Origin of the sequence: Allobosea sp. (assembly GCF_035944895.1) — a bacterium.
Lineage (GTDB): Bacteria > Pseudomonadota > Alphaproteobacteria > Rhizobiales > Beijerinckiaceae > Allobosea.
The window spans coordinates 467,031-491,027 of record NZ_DASZAT010000010.1; the positions used below are offsets into that span (position 1 = coordinate 467,031).

The 23,997-nt window shown below is 67.4% G+C and carries 28 protein-coding genes; 10 read left to right on the forward strand and 18 right to left on the reverse strand.

Annotated elements, in window-relative coordinates; genetic code table 11:
• Window positions 1–5: 5 nt before the first annotated feature.
• The 4 genes from VGV58_RS17885 to VGV58_RS17900 all read right to left on the reverse strand — a co-directional run bounded on the left by VGV58_RS17885 (window position 6) and on the right by VGV58_RS17900 (window position 2,974).
• Window positions 6–953, reverse strand: a complete 948-nt coding sequence (locus tag VGV58_RS17885) for a DMT family transporter (RefSeq protein WP_326875380.1) — start codon at window positions 951–953, stop codon at window positions 6–8.
• Between the two features lie 8 nt (window positions 954–961).
• Window positions 962–1,681 (reverse strand): alanyl-tRNA editing protein, encoded by a 720-nt coding sequence (locus VGV58_RS17890; RefSeq protein WP_326875381.1) that lies wholly within the window; start codon window positions 1,679–1,681, stop codon window positions 962–964.
• A gap of 66 nt (window positions 1,682–1,747) precedes the next feature.
• Window positions 1,748–2,593 carry a helix-turn-helix domain-containing protein gene (locus VGV58_RS17895; protein ID WP_326875382.1) on the reverse strand — a complete coding sequence of 282 codons (846 nt, stop codon included), beginning with the start codon at window positions 2,591–2,593 and terminating at the stop codon, window positions 1,748–1,750.
• A gap of 192 nt (window positions 2,594–2,785) precedes the next feature.
• On the reverse strand, window positions 2,786–2,974 hold the full coding sequence (locus VGV58_RS17900) for a YdcH family protein (RefSeq protein ID WP_152012182.1): 189 nt from the start codon (window positions 2,972–2,974) through the stop codon (window positions 2,786–2,788).
• Between the two features lie 332 nt (window positions 2,975–3,306).
• Here VGV58_RS17900 and VGV58_RS17905 point away from each other — a divergent pair, with 332 nt between their 5' ends.
• The 5 genes from VGV58_RS17905 to VGV58_RS17925 all read left to right on the forward strand — a co-directional run bounded on the left by VGV58_RS17905 (window position 3,307) and on the right by VGV58_RS17925 (window position 6,754).
• Entirely contained in the window at window positions 3,307–3,525 is a 219-nt protein-coding gene (locus VGV58_RS17905) for a YdcH family protein (RefSeq protein WP_291673692.1), read from the forward strand.
• A gap of 164 nt (window positions 3,526–3,689) precedes the next feature.
• Window positions 3,690–4,187: a 5-(carboxyamino)imidazole ribonucleotide mutase gene (gene purE / locus VGV58_RS17910; protein ID WP_326875383.1), complete on the forward strand. Its 498-nt coding sequence runs from the start codon at window positions 3,690–3,692 to the stop codon at window positions 4,185–4,187.
• Window positions 4,184–5,284 carry a 5-(carboxyamino)imidazole ribonucleotide synthase gene (locus VGV58_RS17915; RefSeq protein WP_326875384.1) on the forward strand — a complete coding sequence of 367 codons (1,101 nt, stop codon included), beginning with the start codon at window positions 4,184–4,186 and terminating at the stop codon, window positions 5,282–5,284. The genes purE and VGV58_RS17915 overlap by 4 nt, the downstream gene beginning before the upstream one ends.
• A gap of 169 nt (window positions 5,285–5,453) precedes the next feature.
• Window positions 5,454–5,711 (forward strand): 30S ribosomal protein S21, encoded by a 258-nt coding sequence (gene rpsU / locus VGV58_RS17920; RefSeq protein WP_137880017.1) that lies wholly within the window; start codon window positions 5,454–5,456, stop codon window positions 5,709–5,711.
• A 194-nt stretch (window positions 5,712–5,905) separates the two neighbouring features.
• Window positions 5,906–6,754 (forward strand): tetratricopeptide repeat protein, encoded by an 849-nt coding sequence (locus VGV58_RS17925; RefSeq protein ID WP_326875385.1) that lies wholly within the window; start codon window positions 5,906–5,908, stop codon window positions 6,752–6,754.
• Between the two features lie 10 nt (window positions 6,755–6,764).
• On the opposite strand, the gene VGV58_RS17930 is transcribed toward VGV58_RS17925, so the two are convergent.
• The 12 genes from VGV58_RS17930 to argH all read right to left on the reverse strand — a co-directional run bounded on the left by VGV58_RS17930 (window position 6,765) and on the right by argH (window position 16,403).
• Entirely contained in the window at window positions 6,765–7,619 is an 855-nt protein-coding gene (locus VGV58_RS17930) for an alpha/beta hydrolase (RefSeq protein WP_326875386.1), read from the reverse strand.
• Window positions 7,620–7,755: 136 nt separating this feature from the next.
• The gene (locus VGV58_RS17935) at window positions 7,756–8,040 is read right to left on the reverse strand and encodes an aa3-type cytochrome c oxidase subunit IV (protein WP_326875387.1); all 285 of its coding nucleotides are present in this window, start codon (window positions 8,038–8,040) and stop codon (window positions 7,756–7,758) included.
• A gap of 178 nt (window positions 8,041–8,218) precedes the next feature.
• Window positions 8,219–8,827, reverse strand: a complete 609-nt coding sequence (locus VGV58_RS17940; protein WP_326875388.1) for a hypothetical protein — start codon at window positions 8,825–8,827, stop codon at window positions 8,219–8,221.
• A 57-nt stretch (window positions 8,828–8,884) separates the two neighbouring features.
• On the reverse strand, window positions 8,885–10,249 hold the full coding sequence (locus VGV58_RS17945) for an ABC1 kinase family protein (protein ID WP_326875389.1): 1,365 nt from the start codon (window positions 10,247–10,249) through the stop codon (window positions 8,885–8,887).
• Between the two features lie 73 nt (window positions 10,250–10,322).
• Window positions 10,323–10,730 (reverse strand): OsmC family protein, encoded by a 408-nt coding sequence (locus tag VGV58_RS17950; RefSeq protein ID WP_326875390.1) that lies wholly within the window; start codon window positions 10,728–10,730, stop codon window positions 10,323–10,325.
• A gap of 68 nt (window positions 10,731–10,798) precedes the next feature.
• Window positions 10,799–11,674 carry a beta-keto acid cleavage family enzyme gene (locus VGV58_RS17955; protein ID WP_326875391.1) on the reverse strand — a complete coding sequence of 292 codons (876 nt, stop codon included), beginning with the start codon at window positions 11,672–11,674 and terminating at the stop codon, window positions 10,799–10,801.
• The gene (locus VGV58_RS17960; protein WP_326875392.1) at window positions 11,671–12,066 is read right to left on the reverse strand and encodes a type II toxin-antitoxin system death-on-curing family toxin; all 396 of its coding nucleotides are present in this window, start codon (window positions 12,064–12,066) and stop codon (window positions 11,671–11,673) included. The genes VGV58_RS17955 and VGV58_RS17960 overlap by 4 nt, the downstream gene beginning before the upstream one ends.
• Window positions 12,063–12,287, reverse strand: coding sequence for an AbrB/MazE/SpoVT family DNA-binding domain-containing protein (locus VGV58_RS17965; RefSeq protein ID WP_326876164.1), 225 nt, complete (start codon window positions 12,285–12,287; stop codon window positions 12,063–12,065). Before VGV58_RS17965 ends, VGV58_RS17960 begins: the two co-directional genes overlap by 4 nt.
• Before the next feature lie 165 nt (window positions 12,288–12,452).
• Window positions 12,453–13,283 (reverse strand): ABC transporter substrate-binding protein, encoded by an 831-nt coding sequence (locus tag VGV58_RS17970; protein ID WP_326875393.1) that lies wholly within the window; start codon window positions 13,281–13,283, stop codon window positions 12,453–12,455.
• 44 nt (window positions 13,284–13,327) lie between these two features.
• Window positions 13,328–14,092: an amino acid ABC transporter ATP-binding protein gene (locus VGV58_RS17975; RefSeq protein WP_326876165.1), complete on the reverse strand. Its 765-nt coding sequence runs from the start codon at window positions 14,090–14,092 to the stop codon at window positions 13,328–13,330.
• A gap of 5 nt (window positions 14,093–14,097) precedes the next feature.
• Window positions 14,098–14,991 carry an amino acid ABC transporter permease gene (locus VGV58_RS17980; RefSeq protein WP_326875394.1) on the reverse strand — a complete coding sequence of 298 codons (894 nt, stop codon included), beginning with the start codon at window positions 14,989–14,991 and terminating at the stop codon, window positions 14,098–14,100.
• The gene (gene argH / locus VGV58_RS17985; RefSeq protein WP_326875395.1) at window positions 14,988–16,403 is read right to left on the reverse strand and encodes an argininosuccinate lyase; all 1,416 of its coding nucleotides are present in this window, start codon (window positions 16,401–16,403) and stop codon (window positions 14,988–14,990) included. The genes VGV58_RS17980 and argH overlap by 4 nt, the downstream gene beginning before the upstream one ends.
• Window positions 16,404–16,497: 94 nt before the next feature.
• Between argH and VGV58_RS17990 the strand changes: the two genes are divergently transcribed.
• The 5 genes from VGV58_RS17990 (at window position 16,498) to VGV58_RS18010 (ending at window position 21,691) form a co-directional block, all read left to right on the forward strand.
• The gene (locus VGV58_RS17990) at window positions 16,498–17,403 is read left to right on the forward strand and encodes a LysR family transcriptional regulator (RefSeq protein WP_326875396.1); all 906 of its coding nucleotides are present in this window, start codon (window positions 16,498–16,500) and stop codon (window positions 17,401–17,403) included.
• 55 nt (window positions 17,404–17,458) lie between these two features.
• Window positions 17,459–18,352, forward strand: a complete 894-nt coding sequence (gene rfbD / locus VGV58_RS17995; protein ID WP_326875397.1) for a dTDP-4-dehydrorhamnose reductase — start codon at window positions 17,459–17,461, stop codon at window positions 18,350–18,352.
• 26 nt (window positions 18,353–18,378) lie between these two features.
• Complete coding sequence (rfbA, locus tag VGV58_RS18000) at window positions 18,379–19,257, forward strand: glucose-1-phosphate thymidylyltransferase RfbA (protein WP_326875398.1); 879 nt, start codon at window positions 18,379–18,381, stop codon at window positions 19,255–19,257.
• 120 nt (window positions 19,258–19,377) lie between these two features.
• Complete coding sequence (locus tag VGV58_RS18005; protein WP_326875399.1) at window positions 19,378–20,790, forward strand: FAD-binding oxidoreductase; 1,413 nt, start codon at window positions 19,378–19,380, stop codon at window positions 20,788–20,790.
• Between the two features lie 106 nt (window positions 20,791–20,896).
• The gene (locus tag VGV58_RS18010; protein ID WP_326875400.1) at window positions 20,897–21,691 is read left to right on the forward strand and encodes an IclR family transcriptional regulator; all 795 of its coding nucleotides are present in this window, start codon (window positions 20,897–20,899) and stop codon (window positions 21,689–21,691) included.
• Here VGV58_RS18010 and VGV58_RS18015 read toward each other — a convergent pair.
• Both VGV58_RS18015 and VGV58_RS18020 read right to left on the reverse strand, forming a co-directional pair.
• A complete protein-coding gene (locus VGV58_RS18015) occupies window positions 21,688–22,560 on the reverse strand; it encodes a beta-keto acid cleavage family enzyme (RefSeq protein ID WP_326875401.1) in 873 nt (290 codons plus the stop codon). The two genes, VGV58_RS18010 and VGV58_RS18015, sit on opposite strands and share 4 nt — an antisense overlap.
• Window positions 22,561–22,572: 12 nt before the next feature.
• Window positions 22,573–23,946, reverse strand: coding sequence for an aspartate aminotransferase family protein (locus VGV58_RS18020; protein ID WP_326875402.1), 1,374 nt, complete (start codon window positions 23,944–23,946; stop codon window positions 22,573–22,575).
• Between the last annotated feature and the right edge of the window lie 51 nt (window positions 23,947–23,997).

The following is a 23,997-nucleotide window of genomic DNA, read 5'->3' on the forward strand; positions in this document are numbered from 1 at the left end:
GCCCCTCAGAGCCGGGACGAGCCGGCTTGCCGCGCCAGTCGTAGCCGGGCTCCAGCCCAGGTCCCGGTCGCCAGGAAGAAGCCGGCGAGGATCAACGCCATGCCGACGAGGTGGAAGCCGCGCACCGGCTCGCCCAGGATCGCTACCGCGAGCAGGGCCGTGAAGAGCGCGACCAGATGGAACGAGACGCCGGTCACGCTCGGTCCCAGCGTCGCGACGCAATGCCCCCAGAGGATGAAGGCGATCAGCGAGGCGAACACGCCGATATAGAGAACCGCTGCCATCGAGCCGGCATCGGTGGGAATACGCGCGCCTTGCGCCAACTCGAACGCCCAGAACGGCGCAAGCACCAGCAGACCCGCCGCCATGGTCGCAGCCAGGAAGACGAGCGGGCTCAAGGTTGCCGGCTTGCGCCGCAGCAGGACGGAATAGATCGCGTAGTTGGCCACGGCGATCAGCACCAGGAACTCGCCGCCATCAGCTCGCAATCCGCCGAGCTGTTGCAGGTCCCCGCGCGCGACGATCCAGACGACACCGGTGAAGGACAATGCGATGCCGGCGAGAGTCCGGCCCGAGACGCGCTCGACGCCGAGCGCGAAAGCCGCGAGCGGCACCATCAGCGGCAGGGTCGAGTTGAGGAAGGCGACGCTGGCGGCCGGCGTCGTCCGCAGAGCGAGATAGCCGAGCGCGTTGTAGCCAGCGATGCCGAAGGCCCCGCAGGCAACGATGAGAACAAGGTGCTGCCGCAGCAGCGCCCGCTCCCGCCAGGCCTGCCGGCCGATGAAGGGAGCAAGACAGGCCAGCGCCACGAGCCAGCGCCCGACGGCGAGCGAGACCGGCGGGAAGCTTGGCCCGAGCGCCCGGCCGAGCACGAGATTGCCCGCCCAGAACAGCGGCGGCAACCAGAGCAGCAGGAGCGGCCGCGCCCAAAGCCCTTTCAACAGCGCGGACATGGCCGGCCTCACACGCCGTCGAGGCCGATGCGCAGGCGCCGGTTGTGCCGGCCCTTATTATCGATCTTCAGGATGCGCAGCGGGCGCGACGCCCCGGTCGACGCCAGATGCGTGCCGCCGCAGGCCTGGCGATCGAGCCCGGCGATCTCGACGATCCTGATCTTGCCATCGGCCGTGGGCGGCGGCGTGACCGAGCGCGAGCGGATCAGGCCGGGCTCGTCGAAGGCCTCGTCTTCGCCGACATGGGTCTCGCGGACCGGCAGATCCTGCCTGATCACATCGTTGATCGCGCCCTCGAGACTGCGCAGGCGCTCATTATCGGCCTCCGGCAGATCGAAATCGATCCGCGCCGTGCCGTCCTCGTTCATCTGGACGCCGGTGACGAGCGCGCCGTCGAAGCCCTGATAGACCAGCGCATTGACGATGTGCAGATCGGTATGGAGCTCGCGCATGAGCTGCCGGAACGGGCGATCAACCTCGGCAACCACGTTCCCCGAAAGCAAGATCGGCTCGGCGAGCAGATGCCAGATGCCGTCGGCCTGCGTCTCGAAACCCGCAATCGCGACCGCGCCGCCCGACCATTGCAATGTGCCCTTGTCGGCAAGTTGGCCGCCGCCGCCAGGATAGAACGGCGAGCGGTCGAGCCGGATGCGGCCCGGCTCGGCAGCCGTCACCACGGTTTCGAGGGCGAACACCTCCGGCTCGTCCAAGCAGAAATAGCGCGTCACACGAAGACTCCTTTTCAGGGGAGTCTGGCGATCGGGATCAGCGCGGTATTGGCGGAAATTGAGAGGTCAGCGGGCGCGGCCGGCAGCGCCCGCCCGCTGATACTGCAGGGGCGTGATGCCGAAGGAGCGCTTGAAGTGCCGGGTCAGCGCGCTCTGGTCATAGAAGCCGCTGGCCAATGCCGCGTCCGCGATGGGTGCTCCGGCCTTCAATTGCCGAATCGCCGACTTCAACCGGAGCTGGGTCAGATAGGCGTGGGGCGTCAGCCCGGCTGTGCGCTTGAACAGGCTAATGAGCTGGAACGGGGTCATGTCGATCCAAAGCCCCATCTCGTCGAGGCTGAGCCCGCTTTCCGCATGCTGCGAGGCCATCCGCTTGATCACGCGTGAAAGTGCGGCCTCGTCGCGCGGCGCGGTCGGGATCGCGTGGGCGCCGTCGCCATGGCGCGCGAAGAGCTGGCCGAAACTGGCGACGAGGAGCTCGCGCTCTTCGAGCGGATCATGGCCGTCGTCCAGGCTGCGGTGCAGCCGGCTGAAAGCCGCGATCAGATCGGTATCGCCGAGGACATTGCGCATGAAATAGGCCGGGCGGTCGATGCCGAGATCGGCCGTGACCTGATCGATGGCGGGCTGCGTCAGATAGAACGAGCGATAGCGCCAGCGTTGGCTCCAGCCCATGCGGCCGGAATGGGGCTCGGCGGGGTTGAAGACCAAAAGCACGCTCTCGCGGGCCTCGTCGCTGCGGCCCCGGCTCTTGAACTCGGAACCGCCGCTCTCCGTCACCGCGACGACGAAGGCATCGTGCTGGTGCGGCGCGTAGTCATGCGTCGTGAAGTCGGCATGGAGACAGCTGAGCCCGTCCACGCCGGTCGCGTTCCAGTAACGGGTGGTGTTGTGTCTATCGACACGGGCCAACGGCGCATCCCTCTCGGCTGCGCGCATTCTCGCACGATCTCTCGGTCGCGTCCAAGCCCGGCATCCGTGAGAGCCGGCGGCGCCGGCGGCAAATCGGAACGCTGGTGACCACAAAAAACCGGCCCCTTTCGGGGCCGGCGAAGCGCGCCTTGCGCGAATTCGTCGCGGGCCGCCGCGGCCCGCCTAGTCATCTCAGTGTAACGTCGGTGCCGGCATGGTCAGCCGCACGCGCTCGATCTCATCCTTCAGCAGCAGCTTCTTCCGCTTGAGCTCTGCCACGCCGAGATCGTTGGACGAGGGGCTGGCGACCGCCTGGGCGATGGCTTCCTCGAGCTGGCGATGCTTGCGTTCGAGCTCGGCGAGATGTGTCTGCAGCGACATCTGGATCCTCCTGATGAGCGTTCTAGCAAAAGAAGTCTGACACAGAGCCGGCTTCACGTCTGCGGGGCAGACGTGCACTGCACCATGAGTTTCTGTGATCCCTTCCGAGACCTTTCCCGAGGCGCGTGAATGCGAGCGAGCCGGCCCGCATCGCGCCGGCGACACCTTCCGGCATCGGACCGAAAAGTGGAATCCACTTTCCGTAGGAATCCGATGCCGAAACAAAGAGCTAGATCGCCACTTTGCGTCCGGTAGGACGCATGGCGATCTTGCCGGGGCCGCCTGCGCCTGCGCATAGTCGGCCGCGATCGCGGCGATGATGAGACGGCTTCATGGGATTCGAACTGAGCCAGGAGGAGATCGAGGTCCTGCAGGCCGAGCTCGCCCGCTTGCGCGAGGAGCACCGCGACCTCGACAGCGCCATCGATGCGCTCGAACGGCTCGGCCCGGTCAACCAGATCCAGATCCAGCGCCTGAAGAAGCGCAAGCTCTATCTGCGCGACCGCATCTCCCATCTCGAAGACCAGCTGACGCCTGATATCATCGCCTAGAGCCCGCTCCGACCGGTTTGCCTGCAAGCCGATCGGCAAAGCGGTCTCTGAAGCAAGAGCAAGAGACGGAAATTCCGCGGGAATCCCGATTCGGCGCTTGCCTGTGACGCTGCGGCCGGTCTAGATCGCGCGCTTCCTCCCTCCTGCCGGGAAGCGCTGATTTCATGGCCGAGCCGACCCCACCCGTCGCCATCATCATGGGCAGCCAGTCCGACTGGGCGACGATGCGCCACGCCGCCGACACGCTCGGCGAGCTCGGCATCGCCTTCGACGCCCGGATCATGTCGGCGCATCGCACACCGGACCGGATGTACGCCTTCGCCAAGGGCGCCAGGGCGGAAGGCTTCAAGGTCATCATCGCCGGTGCCGGCGGCGCAGCGCATCTGCCAGGCATGACGGCCTCGCTCACGCCCCTGCCCGTCTTCGGCGTACCCGTCGAATCCAAGGCGCTCTCCGGCCAGGACAGCCTGCTCTCGATCGTGCAGATGCCCGGCGGCATCCCGGTCGGCACGCTCGCCATCGGCAAGGCCGGCGCGATCAACGCCGCTTTGCTCGCCGCCGCCGTGCTCGCCCTTTCCGACGAAGCGATCGCCGAGCGGCTCGACGCCTGGCGCGCCAAGCTGAGCGCCGCCGTCGCCGAGCGCCCGAAGGACGACGCATGAGCCAGCCCGATCCGCGCGGCCTCGGTCCCGGCGCCGTCCTCGGCATCCTCGGCGGTGGCCAGCTCGCCCGCATGCTGGCACTGGCCGCGGCGGACCTCGGCGTGCGCGCCCACATCTTCGCGCCCGAGCCCGACAGCCCGGCTTACGAGGTCGCCGCCCGCCACACGATCGGCGCCTATGAGGACGAGGCGGCTCTCGCCAGCTTCGCCGACGCCGTCGACGTCGTGACCTACGAGTTCGAGAACGTCCCGGCCGCGACCGCCGCCTTCCTCGCCGCCCGCACGCCGCTGCATCCCGGTGCGAGGGCGCTCGCGGTGACCCAGGATCGCCTCACCGAGAAGCGCTTCGTCGCCGATCTCGGCCTTGCCGTGGCCCCGTTCGAGCCGGTCGACTCGCTCGCCGATCTGGAAAAGGCCGTCGCGAAGCTCGGCCGACCTGCCGTGTTGAAGACGCGGCGCTTCGGCTATGACGGCAAGGGCCAGGTCAAGATCGCCGACGGCACCGATCTCGCGCAGGCCTGGGACGAGATCGGCCATTTCCCGGCGATCCTCGAAGGCTTCGTCACCTTCACACGCGAAGTCTCGGTCGTCGCCGCCCGCGCCGCCGACGGCTCCTTCGCCGCCTTCGACGTCTGCGAGAACGAGCACCGCGACCACATCCTGGCGCTGACGCAGGTTCCCGCCCGGATCGGCGCAGCCGCGGCGGACGCCGCGATCGAGGCGGCCCGGCGCATCGGCGAGGCGCTCGGATATGTCGGCGTGTTCGCCGTCGAGTTCTTCCTGGTCGAGGGCAAGGGCGGCGAGCAGGTCGTCGTCAACGAGATCGCCCCGCGCGTCCACAATTCCGGACACTGGACGAGCGAGGGCGCGCAGACCTCGCAGTTCCACCAGCATGTCCGCGCCGTCTGCGGCTTCCCGCTCGGCGCGACGGCGCGACGCGGGCGCGTCACCATGCAGAACCTGATCGGCGATCAGGCGAATGACTGGCGGGCCATCCTGGCCGAGCCCGGCACGCACCTGCATCTCTACGGCAAGCGCGAGGCAAGGCCCGGCCGCAAGATGGGCCACGTCACCCGCGTCCTCCCCGAGGCCAGCTGAACGGCGAAGCGCTCCACCCCGCGAAACCCGCGTGTTTCCACGCGTTTTGCGGCACCGCAGCGTGGACAGGCTTCGGGAATTCTGGTAACCGCACGACCTTCGCGGCGATCTCTCGGACGGGAGGTCGCCGCCCCGATTCCGGACCACCGACAACGACGGACATAGAGACGTGCAGGTTCTCGTTCGCGACAACAATGTCGACCAGGCGCTGCGGGCGCTGAAGAAGAAGATGCAGCGCGAGGGCATCTTCCGTGAGATGAAGCTCCGCGGCCACTATGAGAAGCCTTCGGTCAAGAAGGCGCGCGAGAAGGCCGAGGCTGTCCGCCGCGCCCGCAAGCTGATCCGCAAGAAGCTGCAGCGCGAAGGCCTGCTGCCAGCCCCGGTCAAGCCGAAGCGCCCAGAGCGCCCCGCTCGGCCGGCGGTCTGACCACGCAAGGGTCCGGCGGCCGCCGCCCGCTACTGTTCTGATATCCGTGCGCGCCTGGGGCTTCTCCAGGCGCTCTTGTTTTTGGTGGCGTCGTTAACCAAACTTTGTCAGGGCTTGGGCGTTTTGGAGGATGGCGGCGCACCGGGGCGGTGGCGCCGCATGGCAGGCGAAAGTTCGAAGCGATGGATAAGAGCATGCTCACAGGCAGGAACTGGCTGATCGCGACGGGCCTCGCGCTCGCGCTCGCAGGCTGCGACACGGTGAGCATGAGCTCCGGCGCCGGCGTCGCCGAGCTCCAGACCGAGAACACCGAGGCTGCGAGCGTCAACATCGGCTCGCTCAGCGAGGTGATCAACCGCAACCCGAACGACCCGCAGGCCTACAACACGCGTGGCGCAGCCTATGCCCGGATCGGCCGCTACTCCGACGCCATCTCCGATTTCACCAAGGCAGTGCAGATCGACGCCAATTTCGCGCCGGCCTACACCAATCGTGGCCTGGCGCTGCGCCAGAGCGGGCGCAACGATGCCGCGCTGCAGGATTTCAACCGCGCCACCACCGCCAATCCGAACTACGCCCCGGCCTTCGTCGCTCGCGCCAACCTGCTGCGCCTGCAGGGCAACAGCCAGCAGGCCTTGGGCGACCTCAACACCGCGATCCGCCTCAATCCGGAATCGGCCGAGGCCTTCCACGCCCGCGGACTGGTCCATCAGAAGGAAGGCCAGCACCAGCAGGCCGTCACCGACTTCGACTCGGTGATCGACCGCAACCCCTATACCGCCCCGCCCTATATCGCCCGCGGCGAGAGCCTGAACGCGCTCGGCAAATACGACTCGGCGCTCGAAGACTTCACCGCCGCGCTCAATGTCGACAACCGCAATGCCTCCGCCTGGGCCGGCCGCGGCTTCGCCTTCGAGAAGCAGGGCAAGAAGACCGAGGCGAGCGAGGCCTATCAGCGCGCCCTCGGCCTCGACGGCAACAACCAGATCGCCCGCGCCGGCTCGGCTCGGCTCGGCGGCGGCGGGGGCATGTTCCGCTTCTAAGGCCTTTCGGCTACTGACGCACCGCAGTCATTGTCTCGCTGCCCGTCAGCCGGTTCGCGCCAAGATCGGCGAGGAAGCGCTGGAGCTCGGCGATTGAACCATGGGCCCGCAGATCACTGTGGTTCCCATCGGGAAAGCCGACGAAGCGCTTCGGCGGATTGGCGAGTGCGAACAGCGCCTCGCCCTGGCTGAACGGGATGACGTTGTCGCGCTGGCCATGCAGGACAAGTAGCGGCGCCTTGACCTTGCCGATCAGCAGATCCGAGCGGAACTGGTCCTTCATCAACAGGCCGACCGGTATATAGGGGTAGCGTAGCTGCGCCACCGAGACAGTGGACATATAGGGCGCCTCGAGGATGACCGCTTTCAACGGTGCCTCCGCCGCCAGTTTCAGCACCACGCCGGTGCCGAGCGACTCGCCATAGCCAATCAGCCGCTCCGCGCCGAAGCGTGCCGCGGCGGCGGCATAGGCGGCGCGCGCATCCAGCGCCAGCCCGTCCTCGCTCGGCGAACCGGTCGAGCCGCCATAGCCCCGATAGCTCACGGCAAACAGGCCCGTTCCATCCTCGGTCAATAGCCGGAAGCGCGACTGTCGTCCCCGGCCGGCGAAGTTGCCGGCATTGCCGTGGAAGAACAGCAGCACCGGCTTGCCCTCGCGTGGCGGCACCACCCAGGCGATCAGCTTCTCGCCATCGGCCGTGGTCAGCTCCGTCTCCTCGGCCCCGGGCAGGTTGGCGCTCGCAATCTCGGCACGGGCCGGATTGCGCGGATACAGCAGCTGACGCTGCTGGACATAGAGCAGCACCAGCACCGCGACATAGGCACCCAGCGTCCCGACAGCGAGAAACTTCAGGATCCTGCGCATCACCGGCTTCCTTCAGGCCCAGCCCGAAACGAAAGGGCCGGCATCGAGCCGGCCCTTTACGACGTTCCGATGACGGATGCGCCGGCTCAACTGCGCCGGCGCCTTGACGATTCCGTCAGTACCGCGCCTTCGCCGCTCAGTAGAGCAGCAGCGCCAGCAGCATGAGGACGAAGGGAACGAGCGTGGCGCGCCAGCCGATCGACGGAGCGGCGATGCCGATGCCGGTGCCGACCAGGGTCAGCAGCGTGCCGATGATGGCCGTGCCCCAGGCATGCTTGGTGCCGCCGACGGCGAGCGCAGCGACGATGGCAAGGCAAGCAACCGTACCGACCTCGGCGAAGTGCACGAAGCCCGTATAGGTGCGCTCGTGCTCCGGATAGTCCATCTGCGGAATGTCGGCAGCGTGTCCGTGGTCGGCCATGAAGAAAGTCCCGAATTCAAACCCTGTCCTGACGCCCTGTAGCGCACCTGAAAAGGGTCGGCAACGGAGGGCCGGAGTGGCGACGGCCATTTTCTGAACGACAACGGCACAACGCTACGGAAAAAGGCGCAGATATCGCCGGCCGCAGCGGTTTGGGTCACGAAACAGGCGGCGCGACTTATGGCAGCAGCTCCGGCGGAACATGATGGGGATCATAGCTGCGCGGCCGATTCTTCTGCACCCAGCCATGGAGACCGGCGACGAGGAGGCCGCCGGCCATCGTAGCGGCCAGCATGCGAAGATCACCGGTGAGCAGCACGAGGACCAGCGGCAAGGCGGCGAAGAGCAAGGCGGCGATGACGAGCAGCACCTGCATGACCTGCAGCCGCCCCTCGCTCACTCCAGCCGAGAAGCGCACGGCACCTGTCGGCCTCGCCGCGAGGGTCTTGTGCAGGTCGCGAACGAAGCCAGCATAGACCGGGCCGCGCTCGTCATCCGGAAAGCCGAAGGCGCTGCTGCCGACCACCTGCAACGGCGTAGCCCCGCCGAAATGGATGATACAGCTGCCGAAATCGCCATGCCGGTCGATATAGGCAACCGAGAGATCCACGGCGCTGATATCGGAGAGGAGCCGTGAATCCTCGCCGGTCGCGGTCGTCCAGAGCAGGCGATGACCCGTGATCGCCACGCCCTCATCCGACAGCTTGAGCGCGAACCGGCCGGGATTGCGCCGCACGAACAGGCCGTAGTCACGCCGCTGTGCCTCGTCCCCACTCGCGTCCAGCATCACGTCCCTCCAGTGGGGGATTGTGCCGCACAGGCGCGAAATTGACGATGCCAGCGATCAGTGAGCTGCGAGCCCGGCCGCCGCCAGCGCCGCCCCCTGCTCGCTCGCCACTCTGGCGACGCTGAAAGCCTCGATCTCCTGCTCGAACAGCCGGTGGAAGTTGAGCTCGGCATCGAGATGCAGGAAGACGCCCCCCAAGCCGATCGCGGCCCGGTCCATGAAGACGAATTCGCGCGGCACGGTCACCGGTCCGCGCGCCTTCAGCGCCGAATGCACCTGGAAGGCCTGCTTGCGGCCGTACTCTGCGGGGCTGACCCCTTCGGCGATCCGGCGCGTGCGATCCTCCAGCAGCGGGCCGTAGATGAACTTCGCCCAGATGTTGAGCGTGTCGATCAGTTCCTTGTTGAGCCCTTTGAAGCCCCAGACCTCATAGGCATGGACGACGCGGGCTTCCTCCCCAGTGAGCAGGCCGCGATAGAGATCGACCACGCCGCCGACGAAACTCGGCGGGAAGATGCGGATGCAGCCATAGTCGAGCAGGTTGATGCCCCCCGGCTCGCCGCCCTCCTGGAAGACCGTGTAGTTCCCGAGATGCGGATCGCCATGGATGACGCCGTGATGGCTGAACGGCCGCCACCAAGCCCGGAACATCGCGGTCGAGATCCGGTCGCGGACCTGCTGGCTCGCCTGCTTGTGGTTGAGGATCTTGTCGCCCTCGAGCCAGCCCATGGTCAGGAGCCGCCGCGTCGACAGCTCCGGCACGACCTCGGGCACGCGCACCTCAGGCGTTGTGGCCAGCATCCGCTGGTAGAGCGCGACATGCTTGGCCTCGCGGCGATAGTCGAGCTCCTCGCGGACGCGGGCACTGATCTCCTTGGCGATCTCGCTGGTGTCGATCACCGCGCCCATGCGCCGATGCAGGCCGAACAGGATCTCGAGCTGGGAGATGTCGGCTTCGACAGCCGATTCCATGTCGGGATATTGCAGCTTGGAGGCGACCCGCACGCCGTCGAGCGTCGTCGCCCGATGCACCTGCCCGAGCGAGGCTGCCGCAGCCGGCTTGAGATCGAACTCGGCGAAGCGCTCGCGCCAGTTCGCGCCGAGCTCGGCCTGCATGCGGCGCTTGACGAAGGCTGCGCCCATCGGCGGCGCCTCCGATTGCAGCTTCTGCAGTTCGGCGGCGTATTCCGGCGGCACCACATCAGGGATGGTGGCGACGAGCTGCGCCACCTTCATCAGTGGGCCCTTGAGGCCGCCGAGCGCCTTGGCCAGCGCCTCGGCATTGGTGGCGTTGCGGCCCTCCAGCCCGAACAGCTTGGTGCCGGCGATCCGCGCCGCCACCCCGCCGACATTGGCGCCGACGCGGGCATAGCGCGCCGCGCGGGCGGAGAATCGATTGGCTTCGCTATCGCGTTCGGACATTTGGGCTCGCGAGGCAATGACGGCTGTCACCGATGTAGGCGCTCCGCTGGGGAAAGCCAGCCGACACGCTGTCTCAGGACCGCCCGGTCTGCGCGATCGCCACCGGAAAGCCGCGGCCGAGCGAATTGGCGACCATGCAGATCGCCTTGGCCTTTTCGATGACGGTGCTAGCGTCGGAGCCGTCCTCCATTTCGCACTGAACACTCATGGTCGCCGCCGTGGTCAGCAACGGCGCTCCTTCCAGCTCGACCGTGACCGAGACGGCGATCCGCCCAAGCCCGACGCCGAGTTCGTGCGCGGCATAGCGCAGATCGTTGCAGAAGCAGCCGCCGAGCGCGAGCAATTGCGCACCGTTGAAGCCAAGCCCCATGCCGCCGGCCTTGCCCTCGGGACGATCGACGACGACCGTATGCGCACCAGCCCAGCCCATCGCCGCCTGCGTGCCCTCGACATTGCGCAACTCGATTGTCACCGCCGCCATGGCCCTCTCCCCGCTTGCCAGAAGTGCGAGAGGCTAATGGCTGACATCCGTCGCCACCACTGTTCCGGTCATGTCGCGAGTTGTGCCCTGACCTCCGCCACGCTCGCAGGCCTCCCGCCGGCCGCTTCGACCTTGCTGACCATGTCGGCGATCAGCTGCGCATTGCTGCGGCTCTCGCCGAAGAGCGCATCCTCCAGCCCGGCGCGGACATGGACACCGTGCGCGACCGCCGGCGCGACAATCTCGCTGAGATCGACGCCGAGCCCTGCGATCATCACCGGCGCCTGCGGCGCGCACTCTGCCAGCAAGGCGAGATGAGCCTCCAGCGCATAGGGTTTCGGCGGAAAGCCCCAGGCGAAGGCGTCGGAGAACATCAGCCGGTAGATCGGGCCGGGCATGCCCGGATAGGCCTTCGCCAGCGCTGCACCGAGCCGGGTGAAGCCGGGCTCGTAGATCGCATAGCTCGGATGGATCTTGTGCTTCTGCGCCACCGCCATCCCCTCGCGGATATGCTCGCCGGGGTTCTGGTAGATGAAGCCGGCCTCGCCCTGAGGGATGCCGGCGAAGGTCGTCCAGTTGCACGAGCCGGGATCGAGCACGCCCCATTCGACCAGGCCACGCTTCGCCAGTTCCTCCAGATGCGTGTAGCGGCCGGAGCCGATCATGTCGCCAGCGTAGCCCGAACCAAGGATGGGAATGGTCGGATAGACGATGGCGTCGACCTTGGCCCGGATGCCCTCGATCGCCTGGGCATAGAGCTCCCAGTCGTCGCGCTGGCGGCCGGTCTCGAGATCATAGACATGCAGATGGACGATCGCAGCGCCCGCTTCGACCGCGGCGATCCCGTCGGCGACGATGTCGGGGATCGCGATCGGGATGCCGGGCTGGCGCTCCTTGCCCCACGGGCCATTGATCGCGGCCTCGATCCAGATCGGGGTTTTCATGCCGGCGCATCCTTCGGCCAGTTGTCGCGGATCCAGCGCGTCAGACCCTCCTCCTCGACCTCGCCGGCGGCAAGCGCGAGGATGATCGCCGCGGCGTCGGCTTCACTCGGCGCGAAGTCGATCCCGTTCAGCCGAAGGAAGATGATCAGCGCCAGCAGCGAGACACGCTTGTTGCCGTCGATGAAGGGGTGATTCTTGGCGATACCGAACGCGTAGGCCGCCGCGAGTGCCGCCATGTCGGTCTCGCCATAGGCGAAGCGGTTGATGGGGCGCACCAGAGCGGATTCCAGAAGGCCCCGATCACGAATGCCGTCGGGGCCGCCGAAAAGCGCCAGTTGCTCGGAATGGATATCGGCGACGACGTCAGGGGTGAGCCAGAACGGCTCCGTCATTTCGCCAGCTCGCGCAGCGCATTGGCGTATTGCTTCATCGCCTTGCGCGCGATCGCCATGGTGCGCTCGTGCAGATCGTCATGAGGCGACAGCTTGAATGCGCCTTCCGGCTGCTCGATCACGGTCAGCTTGTCGCCTTCCGCCAGTTTCAGCCGCGCCAGCAGTTCCTTCGGCAGGATGATGCCGACCGAATTGCCGATCTTGCGGACCTGCAGGACCATGGCCTGCTCGCCGGCGGGCTTCTCGGGCTTGTTCATGGCAGGCTCCGCCACTTGTCTGTTGTACAAACTGTATAACAGACAAGCGGCAGACAGTCAGCCTAAAGCGGCCGACATCCGCGGACCGCCCCCGCGCAATGGGAGGCCGCCTTTTACGGTCTCGCCGCCTCACTCGCCCTTGTTGACCGAGATCGGCTTCAGCACGTTGCTCGGCTGGACATACTTTGCGACCAGCGCGTCATAGGTGCCGTTCGCCTGCAGCCGCTCCAGCGCGCCCTTGACCGCATCGCGCAGCTGGCCGCCCTCGGCGGTCTTCGGGAACGGGATGCCGGTGAGCGAGCGGGTAAAGGGCTCGCCGAGCGGGATATAGGTGTTCGGCTCGAGCTTCTGGAAGTGGCTCATCGTCTCGCTGCCCTGCACGCCGCCCTGCAGGCGCTGCGTCTTGAGCTGGGTGCGGGCGTCGACCGAGCCCTCAGTGCCGACCACGGTGATCGCCGGCTTGCCCTTGGCGACGCAGTTGGCATCGCTCCACTCGCCGATCTGCTTTGGCCAGTTGGTCGAGCGGCTGGCGCCGACGCTCTTGCCGCAGAGATCCTCCACCGACTTGATCGTCGAGGCGAAGGCGGTGACGGTGTAGAACTGCGCGCCCGAGACCATGTAGTCGACGAAATCGACCGTCTCGCGCCGGGCCGGCAGATCGCTCATCCCGGCCATCACCATGTCGACGCGGCCGGTGGTCAGCGAGGGCAGCATCTGGGCGAAGGCGGTGTCCTGCCACTCGGCCTTGACGCCGAGCTCCTTGGCGATCGCCTCGCCGAGCTCATAATCGAAGCCGGCCATCTGATTGGTCGCCGGGTCCTTATAGACGATCGGCGCGTAGTTCGGCTGGGTCGCGATGACGATCTTGCCGGCGGTCTTGATCCGGTCAGGCAAGGCCTGGGCCTGGGCGGCGAGCGCGGTGCCGGCGAGCAGCACGGCGGCGAGCGAAAGGCGAAGCATGGTGGTCTCCCTCTTGTCTTTGCTTAGGTTCACTTGGTCTTGGATCATTTGAGGACGGCGGCGATGAAGTCGCGGGTGCGGGCCTGGCTCGGCGCGACCAGCACCTGCTGCGGCGGGCCCTGCTCGACGATCTCGCCCTTGTCCATGAAGACGACGTCGCTCGCGACCTCACGGGCAAAGCCGAGCTCGTGGGTGACGACGATCATCGTCATGCCGGTGGCGGCGAGGTCGCGCATCACGTTCAGGACTTCGCCGACCAGTTCGGGATCGAGCGCCGAAGTCGGCTCGTCGAACAGCATGACCTGCGGCTTCATCGCCAGCGCGCGGGCGATGGCGATGCGCTGCTGCTGGCCGCCGGACAGCTCGATCGGATAGGAATCGCGCTTCTCGGCGAGGCCGACACGCTCGAGCAGCGCCATCGCATCCGCAATGATCTCGCGGCGCGGCCGCTTCAGCACCGTGAGCGGGCCCTCGATGATGTTCTGCAGCACCGTCATATGGTTGAACAGGTTGAAGCGCTGGAAGACCATGCCGGTCTTCAGGCGCTGGCGCGCGATCTCGGCGTCGCTGAGCTCGTGCAATTCGTTGCCGACGCGGCGATAGCCGATCAGCTCGCCGGCAACGGTGATCGCGCCGGCGTCAATCTTCTCGAGCTGGTTGATGCAGCGCAGCAGCGTCGACTTGCCCGAGCCGGACGGGCCGATGATGCATTGCACCGCGCCCGGCTCGACCGAAAGCGAGACATTGTTCAGCGCCTTCAGCGGCCCGAACTGCTTGGTGACGCTGGCGGCGACGACGATCGGGGACAGAGCGGTCACGCGGCGGCCTCCTCGGCGACCTGGGGCTTGGCGCGGCGCTCGCCCCGGCCCTTCGAGAAGGCTCGTTCGAGGAAGAACTGACCGATCTGCAGCAGGGTGACGACGAGCAGGTACCAGCCGGCCGCGACGATCAGCAGTTCGATGACGCGGGCATTGGCGTAGTAGACATTCTGCGCGTTGCGCAGGATCTCGGAGAACTGGATCACACTGGCGACCGAGGTCAGCTTGACCATGCTGATCACCTCGTTGCCAACAGGCGGGATGATCACCCGCATCGCCTGCGGCAGCACGATCCGGCGCAAGGTCGTCAGCCGGGTCATGCCGATTGCCTTGGCGGCCTCGGTCTGCCCGAGATCGACCGAGAGGATGCCGGAGCGGACGACCTCGGCGGTGTAGGCGCCCTGGTTCATGCCAAGGCCGAGCAGCGTCGCCATGAACGGGCCGATGATGTCGATGGTGCGCCACTCGACCACGCCGGGGATGCCGATTGTCGGGAAGACCAGCGCCAGGTTGAACCACAGCAGCAATTGCAGCAGCAGCGGCGTGCCGCGGAAGAACCAGATGTAGAACAGCGCGACGCCGCGCAGCACCGGGTTCGGCGACATGTACATGATCGCGAAGACCACGCCGAGCACGATGCCGAGCCCCATGGCGCAGACGGTCATGATCAGCGTGTTGACGAGGCCGGCGAGGATGGCCGGCGCGGTGAAGAACTGCGCCACCACCGGCCAGGCGATCTGCCCCTGGGCGAAGGCTTTCACGATCCAGGCCAGCACGAACAGGATCGCCGCGGCGGCGATCCAGCGGCCGTAGAAGCGCTTGGGAACGATGGTCAGGCCGGCGAGCTCGGCGAGACCGCGATCCGGCATCGTTTGGGTTGCACCGCTCATGCCGCGCGCTCCCTCGTCCACTGCGTAAAGCCGCCGAGCCAGCCGCGGAAGCGGTCGATCTGCTCGACGACCCGCGCCGGCGCCGTGCCGCCATGGCCACTGCGGGCCGCGACCGCCGCATCGAGCGTCAGGACCTCCAGCACGCTCTCGTCGAGGCGCGGATCGATCGCACGCAGTTCCACCGGCTCCAGCCCTTCGAGCTCGCGGCCCATTTCCTCGCAATAGCGCACCAGCGCGCCGCTGATCTCATGTGCCTCGGCGAAGGGCACGCCCTTGCGGGCGAGATGATCGGCGACTTCGGTCGCGAGCGCAAAGCCCGAGCCGGCCTGCGCCCGCATCACCTCGGGCCTGGCCTCCATCGTCTCGACCAGCCCGGCGAAGGCCGGCAGCACTTCGCCGAGCACGTCGACCGCATCGAAGGCGGCACGCTTGTCCTCGGCAAGGTCGCGGTTATAGGCGAGCGGCAGGCCCTTCAGAGCGCCCAGCATGGCGACGAGATCGCCGGTGAGGCGCGCCGCCCGGCCGCGCGAGATCTCGGCGATATCCGGGTTCTTCTTCTGCGGCATGATCGAGGAGCCCGTCGCGAAGGCATCGTCGAGCACGACCCAGCCGAACTGGCGCGACGTCCAAAGCGTCACCTCTTCCGCCATTCGCGACAGGTTGGTCGCCAGCATCGCCGACACGAACAGGAATTCCGCGACATGGTCGCGCGCGCCGACCGCATCGACCGAGTTCTCGCAGGGGCCGTCATAGCCGAGCGCCCTGGCGCTGAGCTCCGGCGTCAGCGCAATCGCCGAGCCCGCCAGCGCGGCGGCACCCAGCGGCGAGAGCGAAGAGCGCTTCTCCCAGTCCTGCAGGCGCGAGGCGTCGCGCGACAGCGCCTGGCCGTGCGCCATCAGCCAATGGCCGAAGGTGACGGGCTGGGCGCTCTGCAGATGGGTGAAGCCGGGGCAGACCGAGCTTGCGTGCCGTTCGGCCTGGCCGGCGATCGCCTCGAGCAGCTCGGCCAGCATCGCACCGATCGAACGCGCCTCGGCCCGCAGATAAAGCTTCAGGTTGTTGGCGGCCTGGTCGTTGCGCGAGCGCCCGGCCCTGAGCTTGGCGCCGGTCGCGCCGATCCGCGCGGTCAGCACGCGCTCGATGAAGGTATGGACGTCCTCGTCGCTCTCGTCCGGCGTCAGCGTCCCGGCGGCAAGATCGGTGGCGATCGCCTCCAGCGCCGCGACGATGGCCTTGAACTCGTCCTGGCTGAGCAGTCCGGCGCGTTCGAGCTCAGCCGCATGGGCCTTGCCGCCGGCAATGTCCTGCGGCGCGAGGCGGGCATGGGCGCCGGCCGCGCTCGACAGCTTCATCATGCGCGGATCGGGCGATTTGCGGAAACGACCGCCCCAGAGACGCGTATTATGGTTCATGGTGCTCTCCCCTTGCCTGAAACACTGCCCTCTTGACCGCGCAACCGGCAAACGAAACGATCTCCTCAAGGGTAGTCGCTGAAGGAATATCTGTTTGGCCGGTCGCAACCTCCCGCCATCGACCACGGCGCTCCGGGTTTTCCTCGCCGTCGCCCGCCTCGGCTCGACGGCGAAGGCAGCGGGCGAGGTGCACCTGACGCAGAGCGCGGTCTCCAAGCAGATCCAGGCGCTGGAGGATCATCTCGGTACCGAGCTGTTCGAACGCAGCCCTGCCGGGCTGAAACCGACCGAGGCCGGCACGATCTATCGTCCTTATGCCGAGGCCGCGATCGAGCAGATGGAGCGCGGCGCCCGCCGCCTCGCCGAGCGCGCCGCGATCGGCCGGCCGATCCGCCTGCACATGATCGCCATCGCCGGCGAGCGCTGGCTGATGGAGCGCTTCCCCGAATTCGCCCAGGCGCACCCCGAGATCGACGTCCAGTTCACCAATTTCGTCAGCGAGAAGGAGATCGAGGAGGCCGATCTCGAAATCGTCCACGGCTTTGGTCCCTGGGAAGATCGCGAGTCGCACTACCTGTTCGGCCGCCGGGTCGCACTCGTCGCAGCACCCGCAGCGCTCGAACGCCTGGGCGGCTTCACCCGCGCCGCCGATGTCCAGAAGATGACGCTGCTGCAGCATTTCCAGATGCCGGCCTTCTGGGCCGAATTCACCGAAGCTCACGGCCTGCGCGGCGCAGTGCCGGCCCACACCGTGCGTTACGGCTATTATTCCGTGATCATCCGCGCCGCCGTCGCCGGGCTCGGCGTCGCGCTCGCCCCACATTGCTATGTCGCTGAGGAGCTGGCCTCTGGCGCGCTGGTCAATCCGCTGGACTTAAGCTTCGACAGCGCGACCGGCTGCTGGCTCACCGTCAATCCGCAGAGCGAGCGCAGCCCGGCCCTCGACGCACTGGTCACCTGGCTCTGCGAGGAGGGACACCGCTTCGACGCGACGGGTTGAGCCCCTCCCCGGCATGCTCTAGACCGACCGCCATGCTTCCGATGGCGAAGGCCCGATGCGCATAGCCGTGACCGGACGGACCGGGCAGGTCGTCCAATCCCTTCTCGCCCGCGCCGAGACGGCAGGTGTGACCGTCATCCCGGTCGGCCGGCCCGAGCTCGATCTGGCGCAGCCGGAAGGCGTTCGGCAGGCGCTCGCCAACGCGCAGCCCGACTGCATCGTCAACGCCGCCGCCTACACCGCCGTCGACAAGGCCGAGACTGAACCCGAGCTCGCTCTGCGCATCAATGGTGAAGGCGCCGGCGCGGTCGCTGTCGCCGCTGCGGCGCTCGGCGTGCCGCTGATCCAGATCTCCACCGACTATGTCTTCGACGGCATGGCGCCGCAGCCCTGGCGCGAGAGCGACGCCACCGCTCCGCTCTCGGCCTATGGCCGCTCGAAGCTCGCCGGCGAGAAAGCGGTCATGGCTTCCGGCGCGGACTGGACGATCCTGCGCACCGCCTGGGTCTACAGCCCCTATGGCGGCAACTTCGTGAAGACCATGCTGCGCCTTGCCGAAACCAGGGACGAGCTCGGCGTCGTCTCCGACCAGCAGGGCTCGCCCACCAATGCGCTTGATCTCGCCGAGACGATCATCGCAATGGCGAAGGCGCTGGTCGCACGCCCCGGAGATGCCTCGCTGCGCGGTGTCTTCCACGTCGCCGGCACCGGCGAGGCGAGCTGGGCCGATCTCGCAGAGATCGTCTTCGCCGCCTCGGCAGCGCTGGGCGGACCAAGCGCCAGCATCAAACGCATCGCAACATCCGACTACCCCACCCCCGCCCGCCGTCCGGCCAATTCCAGGCTCGACTGCAGCCTGCTCGCCGAGCGCCACGGGCTGCGCCTGCCGCTCTGGCAGGAATCCGTGCGAAGCTGCGTCGCCGCGCTGCTGGCGCAGCCCAAGAACTGACAGCTTGAGAGCTGAAGGAGCCGTCCATGAAAGGCATCATCCTCGCCGGCGGCAGCGGCACGCGGCTTCACCCGATGACCATGGTGACGTCGAAGCAGCTCCTGCCCGTCTACGACAAGCCGATGATCTATTATCCGCTCTCGACGCTGATGCTCGCCGGCATCCGCGAGATACTGATCATCTCGACGCCAGACGATGCACCGCGCTTCGAGGCGCTGTTCGGCAGCGGCGAGCGCTGGGGCCTCAAGCTCTCCTATGCGGTCCAGCCGAAGCCGGAAGGCCTGGCGCAGGCCTATCATATCGGCGCCGATTTCGTCGCCGGCGGCCCCTCCGCCCTGATCCTCGGCGACAATCTCTATTACGGCGACGGCCTCACCGACGTGCTGCATCGCGCCGCCGCCCGCCAGAGCGGCGCCACCGTCTTCGCCTATCGCGTCAGCGATCCCGAGCGCTATGGCGTCGTCTCGTTCGATGCCGCCGGCAAGGCGCTCTCGATCGAGGAGAAGCCGAAGGTCCCCCGTTCGCACTGGGCGGTGACCGGCCTCTATTTCTATGACGCCGAGGTCGTCGAGATCGCCCGCAAGCTGAAACCCTCCGCCCGCGGCGAGCTCGAGATCACCGATATCAACCGTGCCTATCTCGAACGCGGCGCCCTCAACGTCGAACGGCTCGGGCGCGGCTATGCCTGGCTCGATACCGGCACGCCCGAATCCCTCATCGAAGCCTCGGAATTCGTGCGCACGCTGGAGCGCCGCCAGGGCTTCCGCATCGCCTGCCCCGAGGAGATCGCCTTCGAGAACGGCTGGATCGGCCGTGAGCAATTGCGCGCGCTCGGAGAGACCCTGTCGAAGAGCGCCTATGGCCAGTATCTGCTTGGCGTCGCCGGGCGCGAGCGGCGGGCCTGACGCCGCACTTCCCCTGACGATGCAGAGCGCTCATGCTGCATCGACAGTGGCCGAGAACGATGGGCTGGCCGAGATTGCATCGCAGCCGCGCCGAAGACGCGCACGAGGACCGAAGCTTCCATGAATGCCCCCGCCGCCACGCCGGCCACCACCCGGCATCCCGCCCTCGATGACCTGACCGCTTCCCTGCGCGAGCTTCTCGGCCCGCGCTGCTCGACCTCGGACAGCGAGCGCGAGCATCACGGCCATGGCGAATCCTATCACCCGACCAGGGCGCCTGACGTCGTCTGCTATCCGCTGACCACCGAAGAGGTCAGCCAGATCGTCAAGCTCTGCCATCAGGCGAAGGTGCCGGTCATCCCGTTCGGCGCCGGCACCTCGCTCGAAGGCCATGTCGTCGCGCTGCATGGCGGCGTCTGCATCGACCTCTCGCGCATGAACGCGATCACCGCCGTCAATGCCGAGGATCTCGACTGCACGGTCGAGGCCGGCGTCACCCGCAAGCAGCTCAACGAGCACCTGCGCGACACCGGCCTGTTCTTCCCCGTCGATCCCGGCGCCGACGCCACCCTCGGCGGCATGACCGCGACGCGGGCCTCGGGCACCAATGCGGTGCGCTACGGCACGATGAAGGACAATGTGCTGGCGCTGACCGTGGTGCTCGCCGACGGCACCATCCTGAAAGCCGGCGGCCGCGCTCGCAAATCCTCGGCCGGCTACGACCTCACCCGCCTCTTCGTCGGCTCGGAGGGCACACTCGGCGTCATCACCGAGGTCACCTTGCGCCTCTACGGCATTCCCGAGGCGAGCTCGGTCGCGGTCTGCTCCTTCCCGGACATCGCCAGCGCCGTCAATTGCGCGATCGAGACGATCCAGTGCGGCATCCAGGTCGCTCGCGTCGAATTGCTCGACGAGACCTGCATGCGCGCGATCAACCGCCACAACAATCTGAGCTATCCCGAGACGGTCGCGCTCTTCCTCGAATTCCACGGCACGGAAGCGGCCGTGGTCTCGCAGGCCGAAACGGTGCAGATGCTTGCCGAAGGCCATGGCGGCGAGGGCTGGCGCTTCGCGACCAGCGCCGAGGAGCGCAACAAGCTCTGGCAGGCAAGGCACAACATGCATTACGCGCTGCTGGCCTTGCGTCCCGGCGCCAGCAGCTGGGGCACCGACACCTGCGTGCCGATCTCCCAGCTCGCCGCCTGCATCACCGAGATCAAGGAGCATGCCAAGGATGCACCCTTCCCGGTGACGGCGCTCGGCCATGTCGGCGACGGCAATTTCCACATGGGCTTCCTGATCAGGATGGATTCGCCCGAGGAGATCCGCGAGGCCGAGCGGCTGAATGGCCTCCTGGTCAACCGCGCCATCGAGCTCGGCGGCACCTGCACCGGCGAGCACGGCGTCGGCTACGGCAAGGCGAAATTCCTGCGCAAGGAGCATGGCGACGCCGCCGTCGAGGTGATGCGCACGCTGAAGGCGAGCCTCGACCCCGACAACATCATGAACCCGGGCAAGGTGCTGCCGGCCTGACCACGGCAGCACCCGCCCTTGTACCGCTTCGCCTTGGGCGTGACCGCAGCGCACAACTGTTTTACATGCAAATGGAACGGTGACCCCTGAGGCGAGTCGGCAGCGCATGGACGACGCGGCGGATGCGGAAACGCAGCACAAGAACCACGCGGTCTATTTCGTGCCCGGCCTGCATCGCGGCCTGCGTGTCCTCGAGATCGTCGCGGCGGCGCGCCGCCCCCTGAGCATCACCGAGATCGCCTCGGAGCTCGGCCTGACGCGCTCCTCGGTCTTCCGGCTGATCTATACGCTCCGGCATATGGGCTTCCTTGAGGAGGAGCAGTCGAAGCAGTTCGCGCTCGGGCCGCGCGTCCTCAATATCGGCTTCGCCTTCCTGGCTTCGAAGGACATCATCGAGATCGCCCGCCCCGAGCTGGAGGCGCTGCGCGACGAGACGCTGGTCTCGGCGCACCTCGCGATCCGCGACGAGCGCGACGTGCTCTATCTCAGCTGCGTCCAGACCCGCTCGGGCTTCCTCAGCAACATGAATGTCGGCTCGCGTGTGCCGGCCTATGCCTCGCCGATGGGCTGGCTGCTGCTCGCCGGCCTGCCGCAAGCGGAGCTGGAGGAGCTCTTCCGCAAGGAGCGCTTCGTGCCGCTGACCAGCCAGACGCCGACCTCGACGCCGGAGCTGATCGCCACCGTCGAGGCGGCAGCGGCGCGCGGCCATGTCGTCAGCCGCGGCGTCATGGAGGCGGCCGGCAGCTCGATCTCTGCCCCAATCATCGACCGGCGTGGCACCGTCGTCGCGGCGATCGACATCTCCGGGCCGGATTCCGCCTTCGACCTCGACCAGATCGACGGCCGCTATCTCGCCGCGGTCAGGGCTGCGGCGAAGCGGATTTCCGAGCGGCTGGGCTAGAGGCCGAGGATCGCCCGCGCCTCGGCCGGTGTCGCGAGCGCGCCACCCAAGTTCTCGATGATCGTTCCGGCTTTCTCGACCAGCTCGGCATTGTCGCGCGCCAGCACGCCCTTGCGGACATAGACATTGTCTTCCAGCCCGACCCGGACATGGCCACCGAGCAGGAAGGCTTGCGCCAGCAGCGGGAATTCGTGCCGGCCGATGCCGAAGGCCGCCCAGATGCAGTCCGGCGGCAATTGCGAGGCGAAGTAGACCAGCGTCTGCGGGTTCGGGATCGCGCCATAGCGCACGCCGAGCACGATCTGGATCAGCAGCGGATTGCGCAGAACGCCCTCCGCCTGCAGGGCCTTGGCGAGCTGCAAATCGCCGCCATCGAACAGCTCCAGCTCGGGCAGCACGCCGGCGGCATAGATGCGCCGCGCCATCTCGGTGACGTTGCGCGGCGTGTTGATCACCACGGCGGTCCCTGAGAACATCGTGTTGAGGTCGAGCGTGCAGATCTCCGGCTTCAGTGCCTCGACATGCGCGACCCGCCGCTCCGGCGTGGTCAGCGTCGTGCCGGGCGCCGCGACCTTGGGATCGTCGATCCCCGGCACGAAGCGCCCGCCCTCCCCGGTCGAGAGGTTCAGGATGACGTCGGAGCCGGATTGCCGGATGCGGTCGACGATCTCGCTGAAGAGGGCAAGGTCCATGGTGCCCTTGGTCGTGGCGGGGTCGCGGGCGTGCAGATGCACCACCGCCGCGCCGGCCTTGCCGGCTTCGATCGCGGCGTTCGCGATCTCGGCCGGCGTCACCGGCAGGCCGGGATGTTGCTCGCGCGTCGTCAGATTGCCGGTGACGGCACAGGTCAGGATGGTCTTGCGCGACATGGCAGCGTCTCCTCAGGCGGCGCTGCGGGCGACGGGCAAGGTCGCGGCCAACGCTGCCCCGAGCTTCTCGACGATCTCGTCGACATGGCCGGCATCGATGGTAAAGGGTGGCGCCAGCAGGACATGGTCGCCATTGACGCCATCGGCCGTGCCGCTCGACGGGTAGCAGATCAGGCCCAGCCCCTGGGCCGTCTGCTTGATCCGGGCGGCCAGCCCCTCCTTCGCTGGGAAGGGCTGCTTGCTGTCGCGGTCGGCGACCAATTCGAGCGACTGGAGCAGCCCCCTGCCCCGGATGTCGCCGACATGCGGATGCTGGCCGAAGGCCTCGTTCAGCCGGCGCGACAGCAGTGCGCCCATAAGCTGGACATTGTCGAGCAGCCCCTCCTCCTCGATCGTCTCGATCACCGCGATCGAGGCGGCGCAGGCGACGGCATGGCTCATATAGGTATGGCCATTGGCGAGCAGGCCGGAGCCCGCCTCGATCGCGCCGGCGACTCGCTCGCTCGCCATGGTCGCGGCGATCGGCTGATAACCCGCCCCCAGCCCCTTGGCGATGGTGATGATGTCGGGCCTGACGCCTTCCTGCGCGCTGACGAACATCGCCCCGGCGCGGCCCATGCCGCACATCACCTCGTCGGCGATGAAGAGTACGCCATGGCGGTCGCAGATCTCGCGGATGCGGGCGAAGTAGCCGGGAACCGCCGTGACGCTGCCGAGCGTCGCCCCGACGATCGGCTCGGCGATGAAGGCCGCGACGCTCTCCGGGCCGAGCCGGTTAATCTCGGCATCGAGCTCGTCGGCGACGCGCAGACCGTAAGCTTCTTCCGTCTCGCCCTCGTGCTGGTCGCGATAGGCGTAGCAGGGCGCGATCTGCGAGGTCTCGATCAGGATCGGCTGGTACAGCGCCCGCCGGCCGGCATGGCCGCCGACCGCGAGCGCCCCCAGCGTATTGCCGTGATAGCTCATCCGCCGCGAGATGAAGCGGCTGCGCTCTGGCTGGCCGATTTCGACGAAATACTGCCGCGCCAGCTTGAGCGCCGCTTCCATCGCTTCCGAGCCACTGCCGAGGAAAGCGACGCGCCCCCTGCCGAAGCCGGCCGGAGCGCGCTCGATCAGCATCTGCGCCAGCGTCTCGCTCGGCTCGTTCGTGAAGAAGGAGGTGTGGGCGTATTCAAGCTTGCCGAGCTGCGCGATGATCGCCGCGGTGACGCGGGGATGACCATGGCCGAGACAGGACACCGCCGCACCGCCGCTGGCATCGAGATAGCGCCTGCCCTCGGCATCGACGAGGTGGACGCCCTCTCCCGCAAGAGCGAGCTGCGGCGTGCTGCGGAGGTTGCGATGGAGGACCGCGGACGCGCTCGCCCGGGGGCTGGGTTGTGACATGCCGCTCTCCGCAACCGGAAGAATTGTGTTGATATGCAAAACACATTTTCG

Bases quoted from the DNA above. Each gene is read 5' to 3' on its own strand.
- VGV58_RS17885 (WP_326875380.1), bottom strand. From the start codon at position 953: ATGTCCGCGCTGTTGAAAGGGCTTTGGGCGCGGCCGCTCCTGCTGCTC.
- VGV58_RS17900 (WP_152012182.1), bottom strand. From the start codon at position 2,974: ATGTCGCTGCAGACACATCTCGCCGAGCTCGAACGCAAGCATCGCCAG.
- VGV58_RS17905 (WP_291673692.1), top strand. From the start codon at position 3,307: ATGGGATTCGAACTGAGCCAGGAGGAGATCGAGGTCCTGCAGGCCGAG.
- purE (WP_326875383.1), top strand. From the start codon at position 3,690: ATGGCCGAGCCGACCCCACCCGTCGCCATCATCATGGGCAGCCAGTCC.
- VGV58_RS17915 (WP_326875384.1), top strand. From the start codon at position 4,184: ATGAGCCAGCCCGATCCGCGCGGCCTCGGTCCCGGCGCCGTCCTCGGC.
- VGV58_RS17925 (WP_326875385.1), top strand. From the start codon at position 5,906: ATGCTCACAGGCAGGAACTGGCTGATCGCGACGGGCCTCGCGCTCGCG.
- VGV58_RS17930 (WP_326875386.1), bottom strand. From the start codon at position 7,619: ATGCGCAGGATCCTGAAGTTTCTCGCTGTCGGGACGCTGGGTGCCTAT.
- VGV58_RS17935 (WP_326875387.1), bottom strand. From the start codon at position 8,040: ATGGCCGACCACGGACACGCTGCCGACATTCCGCAGATGGACTATCCG.
- VGV58_RS17940 (WP_326875388.1), bottom strand. From the start codon at position 8,827: ATGCTGGACGCGAGTGGGGACGAGGCACAGCGGCGTGACTACGGCCTG.
- VGV58_RS17945 (WP_326875389.1), bottom strand. From the start codon at position 10,249: ATGTCCGAACGCGATAGCGAAGCCAATCGATTCTCCGCCCGCGCGGCG.
- VGV58_RS17950 (WP_326875390.1), bottom strand. From the start codon at position 10,730: ATGGCGGCGGTGACAATCGAGTTGCGCAATGTCGAGGGCACGCAGGCG.
- VGV58_RS17955 (WP_326875391.1), bottom strand. From the start codon at position 11,674: ATGAAAACCCCGATCTGGATCGAGGCCGCGATCAATGGCCCGTGGGGC.
- VGV58_RS17960 (WP_326875392.1), bottom strand. From the start codon at position 12,066: ATGACGGAGCCGTTCTGGCTCACCCCTGACGTCGTCGCCGATATCCAT.
- VGV58_RS17965 (WP_326876164.1), bottom strand. From the start codon at position 12,287: ATGGTCCTGCAGGTCCGCAAGATCGGCAATTCGGTCGGCATCATCCTG.
- VGV58_RS17970 (WP_326875393.1), bottom strand. From the start codon at position 13,283: ATGCTTCGCCTTTCGCTCGCCGCCGTGCTGCTCGCCGGCACCGCGCTC.
- VGV58_RS17980 (WP_326875394.1), bottom strand. From the start codon at position 14,991: ATGAGCGGTGCAACCCAAACGATGCCGGATCGCGGTCTCGCCGAGCTC.
- argH (WP_326875395.1), bottom strand. From the start codon at position 16,403: ATGAACCATAATACGCGTCTCTGGGGCGGTCGTTTCCGCAAATCGCCC.
- rfbD (WP_326875397.1), top strand. From the start codon at position 17,459: ATGCGCATAGCCGTGACCGGACGGACCGGGCAGGTCGTCCAATCCCTT.
- rfbA (WP_326875398.1), top strand. From the start codon at position 18,379: ATGAAAGGCATCATCCTCGCCGGCGGCAGCGGCACGCGGCTTCACCCG.
- VGV58_RS18005 (WP_326875399.1), top strand. From the start codon at position 19,378: ATGAATGCCCCCGCCGCCACGCCGGCCACCACCCGGCATCCCGCCCTC.
- VGV58_RS18010 (WP_326875400.1), top strand. From the start codon at position 20,897: ATGGACGACGCGGCGGATGCGGAAACGCAGCACAAGAACCACGCGGTC.
- VGV58_RS18015 (WP_326875401.1), bottom strand. From the start codon at position 22,560: ATGTCGCGCAAGACCATCCTGACCTGTGCCGTCACCGGCAATCTGACG.
- VGV58_RS18020 (WP_326875402.1), bottom strand. From the start codon at position 23,946: ATGTCACAACCCAGCCCCCGGGCGAGCGCGTCCGCGGTCCTCCATCGC.